The 17010-nt window shown below is 36.3% G+C and carries 14 protein-coding genes and 1 pseudogene; 10 read left to right on the forward strand and 5 right to left on the reverse strand.

The features are described from left to right. Positions 1-47: 47 nt before the first annotated feature. The 5 genes and pseudogenes from BTOYO_RS19555 to odhA form a co-directional block, all read right to left on the reverse strand. Positions 48-1589, reverse strand: a complete 1542-nt coding sequence (locus BTOYO_RS19555; protein WP_001175567.1) for a SagB family peptide dehydrogenase — start codon at positions 1587-1589, stop codon at positions 48-50. Positions 1590-1604: 15 nt separating this feature from the next. Continuing rightward, entirely contained in the window at positions 1605-3554 is a 1950-nt protein-coding gene (locus BTOYO_RS19560) for a TOMM precursor leader peptide-binding protein (RefSeq protein WP_000191879.1), read from the reverse strand. After that, on the reverse strand, positions 3551-5470 hold the full coding sequence (locus tag BTOYO_RS19565; protein WP_001061534.1) for a putative thiazole-containing bacteriocin maturation protein: 1920 nt from the start codon (positions 5468-5470) through the stop codon (positions 3551-3553). Before BTOYO_RS19565 ends, BTOYO_RS19560 begins: the two co-directional genes overlap by 4 nt. 125 nt (positions 5471-5595) lie before the next feature. Then, positions 5596-6855 carry a 2-oxoglutarate dehydrogenase complex dihydrolipoyllysine-residue succinyltransferase gene (gene odhB / locus BTOYO_RS19570; RefSeq protein ID WP_000569923.1) on the reverse strand — a complete coding sequence of 420 codons (1260 nt, stop codon included), beginning with the start codon at positions 6853-6855 and terminating at the stop codon, positions 5596-5598. Positions 6856-6985: 130 nt separating this feature from the next. Continuing rightward, positions 6986-9852 (reverse strand): annotated as a pseudogene (gene odhA, locus BTOYO_RS19575) (2-oxoglutarate dehydrogenase E1 component). Positions 9853-10819: 967 nt separating this feature from the next. On the opposite strand from odhA, the gene BTOYO_RS19580 reads away from it, so the two are divergent. The 10 genes from BTOYO_RS19580 to BTOYO_RS19620 all read left to right on the forward strand — a co-directional run bounded on the left by BTOYO_RS19580 (position 10820) and on the right by BTOYO_RS19620 (position 16797). Beyond that, entirely contained in the window at positions 10820-11035 is a 216-nt protein-coding gene (locus BTOYO_RS19580; RefSeq protein ID WP_000428507.1) for a helix-turn-helix transcriptional regulator, read from the forward strand. Then, on the forward strand, positions 11032-11409 hold the full coding sequence (locus tag BTOYO_RS19585) for a hypothetical protein (RefSeq protein ID WP_001000064.1): 378 nt from the start codon (positions 11032-11034) through the stop codon (positions 11407-11409). The genes BTOYO_RS19580 and BTOYO_RS19585 overlap by 4 nt, the downstream gene beginning before the upstream one ends. Positions 11410-11437: 28 nt before the next feature. Next, complete coding sequence (locus BTOYO_RS19590; RefSeq protein WP_001178306.1) at positions 11438-11620, forward strand: DUF3976 domain-containing protein; 183 nt, start codon at positions 11438-11440, stop codon at positions 11618-11620. A gap of 135 nt (positions 11621-11755) precedes the next feature. Continuing rightward, positions 11756-12118, forward strand: coding sequence for a hypothetical protein (locus BTOYO_RS19595; protein WP_001034135.1), 363 nt, complete (start codon positions 11756-11758; stop codon positions 12116-12118). 17 nt (positions 12119-12135) lie between these two features. Next, on the forward strand, positions 12136-12405 hold the full coding sequence (locus BTOYO_RS19600) for a hypothetical protein (protein WP_001193096.1): 270 nt from the start codon (positions 12136-12138) through the stop codon (positions 12403-12405). An 80-nt stretch (positions 12406-12485) separates the two neighbouring features. Then, positions 12486-13031, forward strand: a complete 546-nt coding sequence (locus tag BTOYO_RS19605; protein ID WP_001267646.1) for a hypothetical protein — start codon at positions 12486-12488, stop codon at positions 13029-13031. A gap of 168 nt (positions 13032-13199) precedes the next feature. Then, on the forward strand, positions 13200-13796 hold the full coding sequence (locus tag BTOYO_RS19610; RefSeq protein WP_000756069.1) for a DUF4878 domain-containing protein: 597 nt from the start codon (positions 13200-13202) through the stop codon (positions 13794-13796). A 766-nt stretch (positions 13797-14562) separates the two neighbouring features. Next, positions 14563-14631 carry a hypothetical protein gene (locus tag BTOYO_RS28035; protein WP_131232464.1) on the forward strand — a complete coding sequence of 23 codons (69 nt, stop codon included), beginning with the start codon at positions 14563-14565 and terminating at the stop codon, positions 14629-14631. Positions 14632-14663: 32 nt separating this feature from the next. Further along, a complete protein-coding gene (locus BTOYO_RS19615) occupies positions 14664-15563 on the forward strand; it encodes an ABC transporter ATP-binding protein (protein WP_000054719.1) in 900 nt (299 codons plus the stop codon). Continuing rightward, positions 15556-16797 carry an ABC transporter permease gene (locus tag BTOYO_RS19620; protein ID WP_001084157.1) on the forward strand — a complete coding sequence of 414 codons (1242 nt, stop codon included), beginning with the start codon at positions 15556-15558 and terminating at the stop codon, positions 16795-16797. The genes BTOYO_RS19615 and BTOYO_RS19620 overlap by 8 nt, the downstream gene beginning before the upstream one ends. Positions 16798-17010 lie beyond the last annotated feature (213 nt).

The following is a 17010-nucleotide window of genomic DNA, read 5'->3' on the forward strand; positions in this document are numbered from 1 at the left end:
TTATAAATTAAGTCCTTTAAAAAAGCACGCCGGTGGACGGCGTGCTTTTAATTATGCAAAGACCCTTTTAACCAATTCCGCGCTCGATACGCCCCAACAGGAATTTGAATAAGTGATGTTTCATTTCCACCATCAATCCCGTACAATTGATCACAAGAATTTGTATCAAAACTTAGTAACGGATGACCACCCATCCCCATAGCGGTCGCAGCGAAAACGAGTTTATGAACGAGTATACCAGCTTCCATTTGGTGAATGCGATATCCTCTATAGCCTAATGCACGTGTGTAGTAATCCTTCTTTCCAACTACATGTAAGCAAAGTGGTACTTGAAAAAGGTTTACGTTATCCATCGTCATACTAGACTGAAGGGGGTAACGAAGGTCTCCATACCGAATTGGGTGTATGGAATGTGTTTTAATGTTATAAGCATAAGCCCCGTTTTCAATAGTTTTTACGTTATAAAAACATCCATACAAGGAGACGCGTGCATTTTCATTTATATACTTGCCATCAAGGTCGTTGTAATAGGGGAAGGAGAGACTCGTTTCTTGTAGTAAAGTAGCGAGCTCAGCTGCATCCCATTTCGTTAAAGTAAAGTCATCGTTAGGGGAGTACCGCTCTTTACAAAGCTGTAAGAAATCATACGATAAACGCTCTACTTTCGGTAGCTGTACAGTGTGCGCATGATGTTGATAGTACTCTTCATGAGCTAGTGTTTGGAAGTGTTCTGTCGATTCAATCATAGATGCTTCATTTATTTTTGTTATCATCGGATATCCTTCCACATGTTTGGAACGAACGAAATGCTCATGTGCTAAAGGTGGAATTTGCTGCAATAAGTCATGAGAAGTAACGGTTTTATTTTTACGATAATCATCGTGGAACCAATCTATATTCGGTTCTGTACTTAAAGGAATAACAGCATACACACTTTCTTCTCCTTCGGTCAGTCCGAGTAAATGATTGATTGCACGGTCTAGAAATTGAAAGTATATGCCATTTGTGTAACCGAATTGTTTCGCACATTCGAGTAATTGACCGATGAGAACGCCGCTATCTAATCCTTGCAGACGATACGAAAAGTTATTGTATTTAAAAAAGTTTTTCCAAAACATAGTGGATACAAATGCAGCACCAAAGCAAGAATGTATGTTACAGCGATTGCCGAGTGCGTCTGTAAGATAAGAATCGAAATTTCCTTCGCGAAGTAAGATAAGTCGGTGATACGCAGCGTCATAGTGGTAAATCCCGTCTGGATAATGATCCAATTTTAAATATATATACAATTCATTCGGATATAAAGCACCACCTGAAGGGATAGACCTCCGGAATAAATTTCTTTCGCTATTGAGCTGACATAATTGGGTTATACCAAATGAATACAAAAGGTAAGGACCAATCTCATCCAAAGTAGGTGTAGTAGAAGAGTTCGGCAAAGATATTGGGATTTCTGAAGAGAGAGGGATGACAGGTACATTTCGATATAACTTATAAGGAAGCGGTGCGTCTTCCCAGTCCACCTTATGATTCGGCATAATTTCATCAATAGTGAAATGGAGATGATGTAAAAAAGTATCTAGCTGCATGAAATCCCCCCTTTACTATGGAAATGGATGAGGATGTGGATTTAATTGTTCGTTTGTTAAAGGCTCAGCCCTATATCCAAGTGTCATCGGTACAGTGTACACTCTATCCAGTCCGGTAACACGAGTGAGATGGTGACCGAACGTCATCGGTAGCATGCCTGGGATCATGACTTTTACACAATGTAATCCGTTCTGCTCTATAAGGGGGACGGTTTGATCTACAACGATTACTTCGAGCCCAGATTGATGCAAACGATTTAAAAGTTGATGAAGATCAGATGTCAAATCCATATCAAACGATTGTAATGCATTCATTTCTTGGAACGATTGCACCGGAGCATCGTCACGTAAAAGGAAATGAAGACGTTCTTCCGTTTCTTTTAATCCGTACAGCATACTATGGTCTTCCATTTTATTAACGAGATAAGGATCTTGTAAGCATTTTTCGTAGTACTCTCTTTTTTGCTCGAGCTCATCATCTGCTATTAGTAACATGCCTGCTATTTCGTGAATTGCACTTTTTATAGCTCGAATAGGATCTAAATGAGAGCCCCCTGCACAAACAACGTTCATTCCATTTGCACGCGTATTTTTCGCAATTACCCATAAACTCGGGATGCCATGTTCCATCGTCGCGTTAAAAACGTGTAATTCATACCCGGTAATCGTGCGTAACCGCTGAATCATTAATTGTAATTCCGTATCGTTTGCTGAGCTAAGATCAAGGCGGGGAAGAGGTAATTCAGCATACCAAGTGAGCAAGAAGGCATCACGCTCTACAATTTCTAAAATGCCGTGAAAAATTGCTTCTTCTAAACTACCACCAATTGCACAACCATTGGATGTTTCATACACGAAAGCATCCCGATGACCGAGGCTATAATAAGCGATTGATTCTGGAACTAAAAGTGGCTTGTTTTGTGATAAAGAATAGCCCCATACCCAGTTTTGTTCATAGTCAGGATTAAACGGCTTAAACGGAAAACTATCACGATTATAATGTTCATTTGTATGTACACCGAGTGTGAGGGGATTCAGTGCATGATCCTCTAAATCATGAAAACTACCATGCACATTTGTCTTTTTTCCTCGAGGTGACATACCACAATATCGTTCTAAACCTTCTAAAATAGCAGTTGCTTCACTCAGTGCAAATGAATGGGTTCGACCTGCAACACCTTCATTCCCAAACATTAACGGCATGTTTATAATGACGTCAGCGAATGGTAATAAAGAATGCTGCATTTTTCCATTCAACATACCAACCCGGTAATCTAAATAGTCTCTCGTTAAAAATGTATTTAGTTCATGAATAGAACGACAGCGATACGTTTCAGCACTTGTTTTTAAGCTCGGTTGTAAAGAAATCTGTGCCGCATCCGCAGTATCAGTAGGTAAATTACTACATATAGGACAGAGAGGATCTGGAAGAAAAGAATGCCGCGTACATTGCAGTGTTTGTAAGTTTAGTAAAATGAGTTCATTTTCTAAAGAAGAATGTCCGTGAGCTAATATTTTCTCCGTTTCAGCATGAATGAGCTGGCACATTTGCAGAATGCCATTTTGGGTGGCGCGTACATCACGCCTCGTTACGTGCTCTGATTTCAATGCATATTTCCGCTGTAATTCCCACATTTCTTGTTGATCAAATCCGGCGATAAAGCGTCGTCCATCGGCACAATGGGTGCATCCCGTTGCAAGAGGATGAATATAAGGTCCGATAACACCTTCACCAAATGAAGTAAACGCACGTAGCCACGGAATATGATTGGAACGAAAAACAAGCTCAGCATCATGATGAATAGTAGAAGGAGAGCCGTCATGTAATACGAGAGCGAGGTTGATATTTTCAGGGAGTTCGTCTGTAATTGTATGTTGGCGAATGATGGAATATTGTTTGCGTAATTGATCATGTACATAGTCTGCAAGTAGGCCATCTCCTATAAGCAATATATGTTGAGTCATAGACCGTCCTCCTTTGCAATTAATACCCCGTACACACCATCTAAATTTTCTTTCAAAAATGATTCAATCGCTAAATCAAACACGAATGGATAAAAATTATGTTCTCCTAAATGCTGCAAGGCAAGCTGTAAAGATTGCACATCTGGAATTTCTTCGTCCGCTTGTATTTCTATTCGAAAAGAATCAGTGTCATATAAAATAATAGATGATTCAGGCAAAACAGTAGCTCTGTATGGAGTTTCTTCATTTTGAATGTGAAGAAGAGATAGTTGTAGTGCGTTACGTAACGCTAACGTCATATTAATACTGGATGCGCCATACCATCTATCATTTACACCGACCCAAACGACTGGAAAACTAAGAATCTCTTCACTCATTGCTATTTTAGGTGCTTCATGAATTGTAGAGAGAGCATCGTAATAAAACTTACAATGTGTATCATGAATTTCAGCTAGGTCGATCGTTGTAATTTCTTCTAGCATATGTGATTGCCGCTCATATAGTTTATTGTTTAAATGTTGTTGTAGTGCCCGGTATACACCTTCTGTCATCGTTTCCCCAGCACCAATACCGATATCGTTATGTTCAGGAATAAGGCGATGAATGATTTCAGCTACATATGTTTCAATTCCTGTTAAACCAGCTTCACGGCGAGCTTCATTATGAGTCAAACCAGCGCAAGTCATAAGAGGCAGGAGGGAAGCGGGACCATCGGATAGTGGTGTAGCTACTTGAATATTGCATTGTGATAACGGTAGTTGATATGAATTTTGTTCATCCCACACATGGAATATACCAGCTTCTTTAGAAGTTAATGAGTCGAAAAAACGGAACAATTCAGTTGAAGTATGTTGGTTGGACCGCTGCGCAAGTTTTTCGGTAAGATTTTCTATTGTATCAATTGTAAAACTTTCATCAGTTGCGAGAGGATGTTTTATAAAAGGATGCCATGTCCCTTCGAGTGTTTCACAGTTTAATAAAAAGAATTGTGGCTCTTTTTCTCGATATGAATCATCAGCGACGTGTTTAAATAATTCAAAAACAATTATATTTGCTAACATTGCGCCAGTAATTGGTGAAAAAGGAGCTGATGCATTTTCATTTTGCAAAGTAGTTTCATGTAGCCGATGCCAAGCTGATTCCCAGCATTCTTCACGATCAGCTGTTACGACAGGACCAGCCAAACCGAATGTTGATAAACAAATGGCGGGTATGAAGTTCTTTCCTACTTCCTTGCAAATCGTGTGAACTGTTCTTAAGCCTTCAATGTCTCCATTTTGAGAAACGTATAAAATCCAGTCAAAGGGTTCGAACACTTCATGCAGGGGGCGGTCAATTGTAGTATCTATTTCTTGAACAAGTACATTGTCATCAACTTCATATGCACGTTCTACTAGTTCATGAATTCGGTCGTAATTTGTTTCCATATAATCTGTGACAAGGTAATGAAATGTAGGTAATCCGGATTCTAGTAAAGAAGAAACTAAGGAAGTAAGCATATCCCCAGAACCAAGTATAAGGACATTTGCTGCGCGGTACGTCTGGAATTTTAAAGCACCTGAATGAGAATCAGCTTCTAGAAATTCAATTTGCGAAGCATACCTATCGAGTAATGCACTGTTTAATTCATGAGGTGCATCTTGACTTACATCACGAACAAAACCATTTTCATATAAAATCTCTCCAATTTCAAATACACGATGTTGATAGGGGAGAGGAAGACCATCGGTTATTTCTGCTAAAGAATGATCACCATTAAACATAGGCATTAATTTTTCAATCCAGTTATAAATTCCATCACCGTCCATGCGGAATGAACTGGCGTTATTTCGAAAATAGACACCCCCGTTTGAGTCGGGAAGGAAGAAAGTATCCTTATTTGCTTTAAGCTTTGCATGAGCTGGAAGGTTATTCATTTTAATCCTCCTTACGTTTTAAGCATACATTATTAGCTTATGTCATGAAATTTGTCCCGTATGAACGCAATAAAAAAAGGCTGTAGAATGATTTATTCTACAGCCTCTAATAGACTATTAGTCTATCAACCTTCTAATAATAATGATTTTGGATCTTCAAGCATATCTTTAACAGCAACAAGGAAGCTAACTGCTTCTTTACCATCAACAATACGGTGATCGTAAGATAGTGCAAGGTACATCATCGGACGATTTTCCATACGTTCTGCATCAATTGCAACGGGTCTTACTTGGATTTTGTGCATTCCTAAAATACCTACTTGTGGGCTGTTTAGGATTGGTGTTGACATTAGAGAACCGAATACACCACCGTTTGTAATTGTAAATGTACCACCTTGTAGCTCTTTTAATGAAAGTTTATTATCACGTGCTTTCATACCTAAATTACGAATTTCGCTTTCGATTTCAGCGAAGTTTAATTGGTTAGCATCGCGTACAACTGGAACAACTAATCCATCTGGAGCTGCTACTGCAATACCGATATCATAGAATTTTTTAATGATAAGCTCGTCGCCTTGAATTTCAGCATTTAATAATGGGAATTGTTTTAATGCTGCAACAACTGCTTTTGTGAAGAATGACATAAAGCCAAGACGTACATCATGTTTTTTCTCGAAAGCATCTTTACGCTCTTTACGTAATTCCATGATTGCACTCATATCAACTTCGTTAAATGTTGTTAACATTGCAGATGTTTGTTGTACTTCTACAAGACGTTTTGCAATTGTTTGACGGCGGCGGGACATTTTTACGCGCTCAACTGGTTTTTCAAATTCCGTTTTTGCAACTGGAGCAGGAGCTGGACTTTTTGGAGCAGCTGGTGCTTCTTTTGGTGCTGCAGCATGAGCTTGTACATCATGTGGTCTCACACGTCCAAGTGGATCTGTGCTACGTACGTCGTTTAAGTCGATTCCTAATTCACGAGCCATTTTTCTAGCAGCTGGTGATGCGATAGGATGGTTCGTATTTGGTAAACCTTGTAGAGCCGTAGCTTGTTCAGCAGTTGGAGCAGCAGCTTTCGGTGCTTCAGCTGTTTCTTGTTTTGGTTGCTCAGCCACTGGTGCAGGTGTACTTACTGCCACTGGTGCGCCATTTGCATCTAAAATTGCGATAGTTGCGCCAACTTCAACTGTATCCCCAGGCTCGCCTAGTAACTTTGATACAATACCTGAATCTTCTGCAATGATTTCTACATTGACTTTATCAGTTTCAAGCTCAACAACGCTGCCACCTTTCTCAACTTTGTCACCTACGTTGATAAGCCATTGTGAAATAGTTCCTTCTGTAATAGATTCTGCAAGCTCAGGTACTTTAATTTCGATCATTTTAAATGTCCTCCCCTTATTTGCCTAACGGTGTGTTTTGTCTTCTTTAATCTTCGGTAATCTCCATTTGTTAGCTCGACTTGGGCAGAATATCTGCCCAAGTCGAGCCGGGAAAAATTCATTGTTACTTTTAGTTGCTATAAACTTCAATTTCTTGTTTATCTTGACGGAAGTTATACTTCACATCTAAAGCGTGCGCCACAATTAGTTCTTGCTCAGCTTTGTGAGCGAACGGATCGCCACCAGATGGGCTAGAACGATCTGGGCGTCCAATGTAACCTGTTTTCACTGTATCTCCAGCTAGTTCGAACAGAATTGGAGCCATGTAATGCCATGCACCCATATTACGAGGTTCTTCTTGAACCCAAATAATTTCTTCTAAGTTTTTAAAGCGTTTCATAATAGATTGAACTTTTTCAGCAGGGAATGGATACAACTGTTCAATGCGAACGACATGAACTTCATCTAAGTTGTATTCATGTTTACCAGACTCGATTTCCGCTGCTAAGTCAATCGCCATTTTACCTGTACTTAAAACAAGACGTTTAACTTTATTTGGTTTCATGCCAAGGTTTTCTTGTTCTAAAGCAGGTTGGAAACGTCCTTCGCTTAACTGACTAGCAGTTGAAAGCGTAAGTGGGTGACGTAATAAACTCTTCGGCGTCATAAGTACTAAAGGTCGAACAGCTTCTGTTCCTAAAATAGATGCTTGACGACGCAAGATATGGAAGTACTGTGCTGCGCTCGTTAAGTTTGCAACTGTCCAGTTGTTTTCAGCAGCTAACTGTAAGAAACGCTCTGGACGTGCACTAGAATGCTCTGGTCCTTGACCTTCATAACCGTGTGGTAATAGAAGAACTAAACCAGATTTTTGACCCCATTTTGCTCTTCCAGCTGAAACGTATTGATCAAATAATGCTTGCGCAGTATTTGAGAAGTCACCATATTGCGCTTCCCACATAACAAGAGTTTCTGGAGCAAATACGTTATAACCATACTCGTAACCAACAACAGCAGCTTCTGATAACGGACTGTTATGAACAGAGAATGAAGCGTTAATGTTTGGTAAGCGATGTAATGGTGAATATGTTTCATTTGTATCAGTATCGTGTAATACGATGTGACGATGCGCGAATGTACCACGCTGTGAATCTTGACCAGTTAAACGAATTGGTGTACCTTCTTGTAAAATAGAAGCGAATGCTAATGACTCAGCAAGTGCCCATTCAATTTTACCGTTCTCTTCAAGAGCATCTTTACGGCGTTCAAGAATTTTCTTCACCTTCGGATATACGTTAAAGCCTTCTGGCCAAGATAATAGACCTTCATTCATTGCACGAAGTGAGTCAAGTTCAACACCAGTATCAATTGGCTGAATGCCTTTTGCAACAACATCTGGTACTTTAACGTGAATTGTTGCATCGCTCGTATCAGCTGGTGGTACTTGTGCATAATCAGATTTTAATTGTTCTTGTATAAATTGAGTAATTGTTTCAACCTCATCTGCATTTAGAACACCAGCAGCTTGTAATTGATCTGCATAAATTGCTCTTACAGTTGGGTGATTTTTAATTTTTTTGTACACTTGTGGTTGCGTAACTGCTGGGTCATCCATTTCGTTATGACCGTAGCGACGGTAACCAATTAAATCGATTAAGAAGTCTTTTTTGAACAACGTACGATATTGAATCGCCAGGTTAGCAGCAGCAAGGCAAGCTTCTGGATCATCAGCGTTCACGTGAACAATCGGAATATCAAAACCTTTTGCAAGGTCGCTTGAATATTTCGTAGAACGAGAATCATAGCTATCAGTCGTAAAACCAACTGCATTGTTTGCGATAACATGAATTGTTCCGCCCGTTTGATACGCGTTCAATCTGCTTAAGTTTAGTGTCTCAGATACAATACCTTGACCAGGGAATGCAGCGTCACCATGAACTAAAACTACGAATGATTTAGAAGTATCTTGTTCTGGAAGACCAGACTTTTTACGATTTTCTTGAGCCGCACGTGCGAAACCTTCCACAACAGGATTAACGAACTCAAGGTGACTCGGGTTATTCGCTAATGTAACGCGAGTGCTAACTTCTTCATTCCCAACGACTTGTTCTCTACCTAAATGGTATTTCACGTCGCCAGTCCAGCCAGCATTTGCCACTGCGCCTTCTATTTTTGCATGTTTGAATTCAGCAAACATGTGAGTATATGGTTTTTCTAATACGTGAGCAAGTACGCTTAGACGACCGCGGTGAGCCATACCAATCATGACATCTTCAACGCCGCCTTTAGCACCTTCTAGCACAATTTCATCTAGAACTGGTACAAGCATATCAACGCCCTCGATAGAGAAACGCTTTTGCCCAACGAATGTTTTATGCAAGAATTGCTCGAAACCTTCAACAGCTGTTAAACGTTTTAAAAGAGCAGTTCGTTTTTATTTGATAATGGTTGACGCAATGAATTTGATTCCACCATTTGATGCAACCACGCGCGTTCTTCACTATCTTGTATATGTGAGAATTCATAAGCTAAAGATTTTGTATAAACGTCTTTTAATCTATGAATTACATCAAGTGCAGTGTGAATACCCTCTGGTGCATCTTGCCATACTGTTTTAGCTGGAATCGCTTTCAAGTCAGCATCGCTCAATTCGTTCATTGCTTTCTCAAGAAGAGATTGTCCGTTTGCAGCATCTTCCATCGGGTTGATGTGAGCCAACGTATGCCCGAAAGAACGAATCTGTTCAACAAGTTGAACGACTTTAAGAATTTTTTCAATGTTACCTGTGTTTTGAGGAGAAAAATGTGTTGCTGTGTTGTCCCCTGTTACGACATCATCTTGAAACGAAGGAGCTCCAAAAATTTCAAAAAGCTCTTGTAATTCCGCATCAACAGAACCTGCTCCAGTTACGTAAAGATCATACTGTTCAATAACATAACCAAGGTTCGGACCATGGAACTTGGCCCAAGGGTTTGTCGTTGTATTCTTCCTCGTCATTTGTTTAAACCTCCCAATGCATATAATCCTTTTCCTATACAAAAGGTGCATTTTGCTCTTTTTCAATAATTGATGAACTAATAATTAATGTAAATGTTGTCTTTACTCTTATGTTATTACAATAATTTACATAATACCAAACACTATTACTTATCTGTTTTGTAAAAAAACATTCACAATAACTTATCACCCAAGTTAATCTTTCATGTTATAAAGTAATTTTACAGAAAAATGGAGTGGATATATTTGGTATACCTACACTAACAACTATAATTGTTGCATTTACATATAGGTATAATAGTTAGAATGTTTCGATAAAATAAAGTTCGAATTATGTATATTGAAATAATAAGCGCTTTCATTGATATTATACAACAATATAACGGAATATAGTATAAAAAATAAAAAATTATGAATTTAGAGTAAACTTTATTTCGGTAGTGTTAAATATTGAAAGGAAAACGAAGGATTTCTACAAAAAAAGTGGCTAAACATAAAAAATGCTTCATAAACCGTTAGTTTCTATTAATATGCCGAAAAATACCGTAAAACAAATAACGCATTTCATCTAATAAAGCGGCAAATGAAATATTTTAAAAGGATAAAACAAATATGGAGATATTAAATTTTTATAAAAATGGAGAAGGGATATAGTAACGGATATATACATTGTTCCATGTTGCATTACAAAATAGACGTGCTGAAATTGAAAAAGTTTCTTCTATAATAAAGTGAAACTTTAATCAGTGTGGGGTTTGTCCATCCACCACTGATTATTAGCCTTCACCAATCGGGCAGTTATTTCCCACCTAAATTCCTCGTATTCACTGAATTTTGAGGTGGGAGTCTTACTGCCTGTTAATGCGGGATAAATAGCGTGAAACAAACTGAAATATATGTAAAGGAAACTTGACGTAAAGTTTACTTTACATATATACTCGATATAAGGGAGGAGGGAGAAATTTCCTTGGAAAATAAAATGGTCGAATATCGAAAAAAATTTGGACTATCTCAAGAAAAATTGGCTGAGAAACTTGGAGTTTCCAGACAAACCATCATTTCAATTGAAAAAGGGAAATATGATCCATCACTTCCATTAGCATTTGAAATAGCGAAAACATTTCAAACAACGATAGAACATGTATTTATTTATGAAGGAAAAGAAGAGGGGGAGAAAGGATGAATGATTCACAAAAGTATTTTGTTATTATGGGAATTATCTTTTTAATTATGAGTGGATTTATGATACTAGCAGGTATAATGACACATTCAGCACCACCAAGTCCTACTTATACGTTACTAGCAATGATGATTATGTGTTTCTGCTTAAGTTACTTACACCCGCAATTTAAAGAAAAAGATGAGCGAATGAAACTCATTCGTTATAAAGGGATGTTCTTCAGTTTTTTTGCATTAACAGCGTATTATCTCCTTTTCTCTATCGGCTTAAATTTAAAAGTAATGACACTATCTGCGGTTGAACTATTACATATACTTATGGCACTTACAATGAGTACCGTCTTTATCTCATTTGTTGTTTTGGCAAAAAGATATTAAGATGGAAGAGAGAAAGGAAGATTAACATATGCAAATGATGTATGCTTTTGGTATGGGGATCGTTTTATTTTTAGCGGTGTTCCTATTCATTCGTAAAGACGTTCAAAACGGGACGTTAACGAAACGAGGATTTTATAAAATGATTGGCTGTTTAGTTGTTATGTTTATAGCGATCATCGTAATGATTGTATTAATTACTCAATCATTATAAATTTTAAAAATGAAACCTTACTTTTTGTAAGGTTTTTCTTTTTGTATAAAAACCTAAAAATTACCACAAAAACCATTTACTACATGGAAGCTATATTGTATAATCCAATAAAATAATAGAAAAGGAGAATAGTATATGAATAAAAAAGCTATCTTCTTTTTATTAACAAGTCTACTACTTGTAGCTAGTATTACTTATATAATATGTAACACACGAGAACAAGTACCACCTATATTAGTATGGGAGGACCAAGAATACTACGTTACGGATGAACCTGCTCAAGCAGAAGAAGTCGGACAAAGGCTCGGAGAAGTGACAAAGAAAATTGAAGCAAGTAAAGCACCTACTAAAAATAGTGAATCTAATACATTACAAGAAAAAACAGAAGTATTCACAATGATTGAAGAAAAAAAAGATGATCAATCGCCTTTAATCATAAAGGAACCTTATGGTGATGAATATAGAATAGTAAGGCCGATGTTAAAGCAAGTACTATAATAGAAAAGGAGACTCATATGCAGACAATAGCTTCATACCCGTGGTCGTTAAGAAAAATATTTGTCTTTTTCCTTTGCTTTATTCTGCCTCCTATCGGTTTCATTTATATTTTGATGAATAGAGAAGCACTACAAAAGAGAGATTTCATTTTATATGTATTATTTGCTGCTATTAATATATCGCTTTGGTTATCATTGATGATTTTTGATAGGAGTATGTGGATGGTAGCGGGGCATGATGTGCTTAGCGTAATTGTTATTATTGTTTCGAATATGAATAAGGGATAACCCAGCAATTTTAAAGTTGCTGGGTTTTATTTTGATATTTATAATGAAATAACAAATCTTTAATAGAGAGTAGCGGCATTATGAGATGGAGAGCAGGAACGTTTGAAAAAATAGAAACAAACCATGCATCTATTGAACAAATTATAAATACATATAAGAAACAAAACTTAAATGGTGGAGCGGTTATAAGCTGTTTTAAAGTACATAACGAAAACTTTTTCAAAGAAATACCACATGGAGAAGATGGACACGAGCACTTTTTCAGAAGAATCTGCAACTCTTTAGATATAATCAATAACTTAGAAGAATTAAAAATACATACATCAGATAAATATAAGTTTCGTTTTAAAGAGCATCAGGCAGTCATGCTTGATGGTAGCATTGCCGCTCAAATTTTGTGGGGCGGAGCGTATGAAGCATTTCAAGAACGGCCGGTTGCTGCGAAGCAATTAGCGATTAATGTATGCCAATATATGTTCCAAGATCGATACGAAGATATTAAAGTGTTTGAAAGTGACCACCCTTGGACAGATTGGTTTTACGATGTTGCATGGGATGCTACTTGGATGTTATTAGATAGTAAGGAGCATAAAATGTGGTTAATTTGTGCTACGGATACGGATTAAAAGATAAAGAGTCTTGTAGAAATGCTACAAGGCTCTTTATCTTTTGGGAAAGAATAGAAAATAAATCGTATAAATGTTATACTAAAAAATGTTTGTAATGTAAGTTTTATACTGTTGTATAGTGATGGCTTACTAGAAAAGAAAAGGTAAGGTAAGAGGAGAATGAACGTGAAAAAGGTAAAGAAATTATTGCTACTAATGATGGTAATAGGGTTAACAGTTGGTGTTCTAGCAGGATGTGCAAACCCGAAAGATACTGCTGAAGAATTTTTAACAGCAATACAAAAAGGGGATGTAGAGAAGGCTCGTACATTCGTTGAAAGTGACAAGGAATTTAATAAACTAAATGAAAAAACAGATGATGCTGAAGCAAAAGAAATGCTAAGCGCAATTACGAAAAACTTTAAATTTGAAAAACTAGAAGAAGTATCAAAAACAGATGATAAAGCAGAAGTGAAAGTGAAAATTACATCTGCTGATCTATCTGTTGCCGTAACGAAAGCAATGGGAGAAGTTATGCCAATGGCCTTCGCTAGTGCCTTTAGCGAAGATAAAGAGCAATCTGAAAAAGCAATCGAAAAAACAATGACGTCAGCTATCGTCAAACATTTATCAGATAAAGATGCAATAATGGCAACACGCGAAGTTACACTAAACTTAAAGAAAAATAAAGATGGTGACTACAAAATCGTTGCTGACGATAACTTGAAAGAAGTATTGTTTGCGAATGCTAAAGCTTTGGAGAAGATGTTTGGTGGGAAGTGATTGACTTACATAAAAAAGAGACATCATATCACGTAGTAGGGTGATATGGTGTCTTTTTTTATGACCATGGAGAGGTTTGAACTCACGATATCCATTCTAAAAATTTTATATCATGTTTTTATAAATATATAACATAAAGCTAGTTGTAACAGGGAAGATACTGTATTCGATGTTTTCTTAGGCAGATCCTGTAACGTAGAAAAGTGAAATTTCTAGACCAGATTTTAATTAGTTTTCTTTCAGTTTTAATGAGGAGATGTACGAAGATGTTGTGACTATGCCTGCTGAATACTATTAATTGTGAAGTTAAATAAGACAACAATTTATTAGAGGAAGATTAGTTAGTTTAATTATAAGATTTAGGTGTTTAACAGGGTTACTAATTAATTTCAGTTCTCCCATGAAAAATTAAAGAAAAAGTATTGATTAACAAATTCGTGTTTTAAGTGAATGTGGGGGCTTCTTTAAATAAAGGTGGTCAACACTATGTAAATAATTAGGAGTGCTAAAATATGCAAAATTGCATATTAATTATTTTTAATCTTATGCTAACCTTATAATGCGAAATATAACATTTGTTGGTAATGATTCATTTTTGAAGGATAAAAAATGAGATATTACAGTGAATTGTGTGCCATCGTCCTATATTATAAACGATAATAACGAAAGCTATTTGAAGTCCTTTGAGGGAAATAAGTTATTAAAGAAGATACCATATAGAAGATTTTTCGGAATTTAAGATGTTACAAATGTCATCTTATTTTTAATGTCTGATAAAAGTGATGCCATTAGAGGGCAAAATATTGTGGTTGACTATGGATATACAATTGTATAAATAAATCATCTTGGGAATTAAGGTTGTGGATAATGAGTTTACTAATTAAAGATTTAACAAAGAAATTTGACGAGCATGTTGCAGTGAATAATTTGAATATCGAGATACCGAAAGGTGAAATATTTGGGTTCTTGGGCGGGAATGGAGCAGGTAAAACGACTACATTTCGAATGATACTTGGACTTTTATCGAAATCAAGCGGAACCATTTCATGGAATGGTAAACCTATAAATTATGATGTTACAGATAAGATTGGGTATTTACCAGAAGAACGTGGTCTTTATGCGAAAATGACTGTCAAAGAACAAGTTAACTTTTTTGCAAAATTAAAGAATATGAAAAGTAAAGATGCAGAAAAAGAACTGCACTATTGGCTGGAGCGTTTTAATATAACTGAGTATCTGAACAAAAAGGTAGGAGAACTTTCAAAAGGGAATCAGCAAAAAATTCAGCTGATAACAGCGATTATACATAAGCCTGAACTCTTAATTTTAGATGAACCATTTAGTGGTTTAGATCCAGTAAATGTTGAAATGTTAAAAGAAGCTGTTCTTGATATGCAAAAACAAGGGTCGTCGATTCTTTTTAGTTCACATCGTATGGAACATGTGGAAGAATTATGCCAACACATTTGTATCATGCACAAAGGAGTATCTGTTGTTCAGGGAGACATTGCCAAAATTAAAAGTGACTTTGGTAAAAAGAATGTTATAATCGTTGGCGATCATGACTTTGATCATTTAAAAGAAATAAAAGGTGTGGAAAGTATGAAGAAACGTAAGAATGCAGTTACTCTTAAAATTTCATATGAAGAAGTTTCGCATGTTTTATTTAAAGAGATAACGAAATTAGGGTATGTTAAAAAGTTCGCAGTGGAAGAGCCTACACTAAATGACATCTTTATTGAGAAAGTAGGTGCACAGCATGAATAGTTTCTGGACGATTTTTTTACAAAACTATAAATCTAAGGTAAAAGCTAAATCATATATTGCTATTACAATCATAATTTCTATGTTAATTATAGGACTGATGAACTTTGACAAAATTTATAACTATTTTGTAGGTAACGAGGAAGAGCAAGTTGTCATTGTTACAGAAAAAGAAGAATTATATACAACTATTCATCAAGTGTTTAAAAATGTCGATAGTAAGATGCATGTTAAACATAGTACGGATAAACAAAAAGCAGAATCGGGCGTTAAAAATGGTGATTATTCATATGCTATCGTTGTAGAGGAATTGGAAAATAAACAACTAAAGGCTACGTATATAACTGAGACAGATGTAAATCAGCAAGATGTTAGCAAGGTTCAAACGATTTTATCTCAAATACAATCTTCTAATTTCGCTCAGCAATTGAATCTATCGCAAGATGAATTAAAGGTGTTAACGACGCCAGTAGAAATTCATACCAAAACTGTTTCAGATAAGGTTAAAGATGGAGAACATACAGAGGGTGTAGGAATTTTAATTAATACCTTTATCATGCTAAATTATTTTATGATATTATTGTATGCTGCGCAATTAGCTACAGATGTTGCAACAGAAAAATCTTCTCGTGTAATGGAGTTAGTTGTTTCAAGTATTTCGCCTACAAAACATTTATATGCGAAGCTATTCTCAACATTATTGGCAGGTATTACACAAATGATAATTTGGGGCTTGGTCGCAACTGTTGGGTATAAAATAGCAATTAATGAATCGAAAAATGATATTTTAAATAGTATTGATTTAAACTCTGTTGCTCCTACTCTAGTGGCGTATGGGATTTTATTCTTCACATTAGGATTCTTATTATATGGCTCATTATCTTGTCTACTCGGCTCTATTATTAGTCGTATAGAGGAGTCTTCTCAAGCTGTTATGCCACTGATGTTTATGTTAATTGCTGCTTTGTATATCGCACTTTATGGAATGTCAAATCCAAGCAGCACGGTTGTTACCGTTACTAGTTATATACCTTTCTTTACTCCTATTGTTATGCTCGTACGAATTGGATTCCTCAATATTCCAGTATGGGAGATTGCGCTTACATTAGCGATTCTATTAGCAACAATATGTATGATGATTGGTTTAACGAGCCGTGTTTACCGCGGCGGCGTATTATTATATGGTAAAGGTGCATTTAGTAATATAAAGAAGGCAATCAAGTTAGGGAAGAAATAAGATTAGCTCATTCATTTTTGAGACTTATATTTACAAAGAACTACATGGTTAATCTATGTAGTTCTTTATTTTTTGTAAAATGTATATAAATAAATATAAAAGAATGTGTTGTCAATTTAGAAAGCGTTGATAATTTAAAAAACCTTATGTTGTAAACGATAGAAAAAGAAGAAGTAGGATCATAAACACATATGCACCATTAGGTAAATACGT

Source organism: Bacillus toyonensis BCT-7112 (assembly GCF_000496285.1).
GTDB classification, from domain to species: domain Bacteria; phylum Bacillota; class Bacilli; order Bacillales; family Bacillaceae_G; genus Bacillus_A; species Bacillus_A toyonensis.

What these genes read in the sequence shown, in the direction of transcription:
- BTOYO_RS19555 (WP_001175567.1), bottom strand. Translation starts at nt 1,589, where the DNA reads ATGCAGCTAGATACTTTTTTACATCATCTCCATTTCACTATTGATGAA.
- BTOYO_RS19560 (WP_000191879.1), bottom strand. Translation starts at nt 3,554, where the DNA reads ATGACTCAACATATATTGCTTATAGGAGATGGCCTACTTGCAGACTAT.
- BTOYO_RS19565 (WP_001061534.1), bottom strand. Translation starts at nt 5,470, where the DNA reads ATGAATAACCTTCCAGCTCATGCAAAGCTTAAAGCAAATAAGGATACT.
- odhB (WP_000569923.1), bottom strand. Translation starts at nt 6,855, where the DNA reads ATGATCGAAATTAAAGTACCTGAGCTTGCAGAATCTATTACAGAAGGA.
- BTOYO_RS19585 (WP_001000064.1), top strand. Translation starts at nt 11,032, where the DNA reads ATGAATGATTCACAAAAGTATTTTGTTATTATGGGAATTATCTTTTTA.
- BTOYO_RS19590 (WP_001178306.1), top strand. Translation starts at nt 11,438, where the DNA reads ATGCAAATGATGTATGCTTTTGGTATGGGGATCGTTTTATTTTTAGCG.
- BTOYO_RS19595 (WP_001034135.1), top strand. Translation starts at nt 11,756, where the DNA reads ATGAATAAAAAAGCTATCTTCTTTTTATTAACAAGTCTACTACTTGTA.
- BTOYO_RS19600 (WP_001193096.1), top strand. Translation starts at nt 12,136, where the DNA reads ATGCAGACAATAGCTTCATACCCGTGGTCGTTAAGAAAAATATTTGTC.
- BTOYO_RS19605 (WP_001267646.1), top strand. Translation starts at nt 12,486, where the DNA reads ATGAGATGGAGAGCAGGAACGTTTGAAAAAATAGAAACAAACCATGCA.
- BTOYO_RS19615 (WP_000054719.1), top strand. Translation starts at nt 14,664, where the DNA reads ATGAGTTTACTAATTAAAGATTTAACAAAGAAATTTGACGAGCATGTT.
- BTOYO_RS19620 (WP_001084157.1), top strand. Translation starts at nt 15,556, where the DNA reads ATGAATAGTTTCTGGACGATTTTTTTACAAAACTATAAATCTAAGGTA.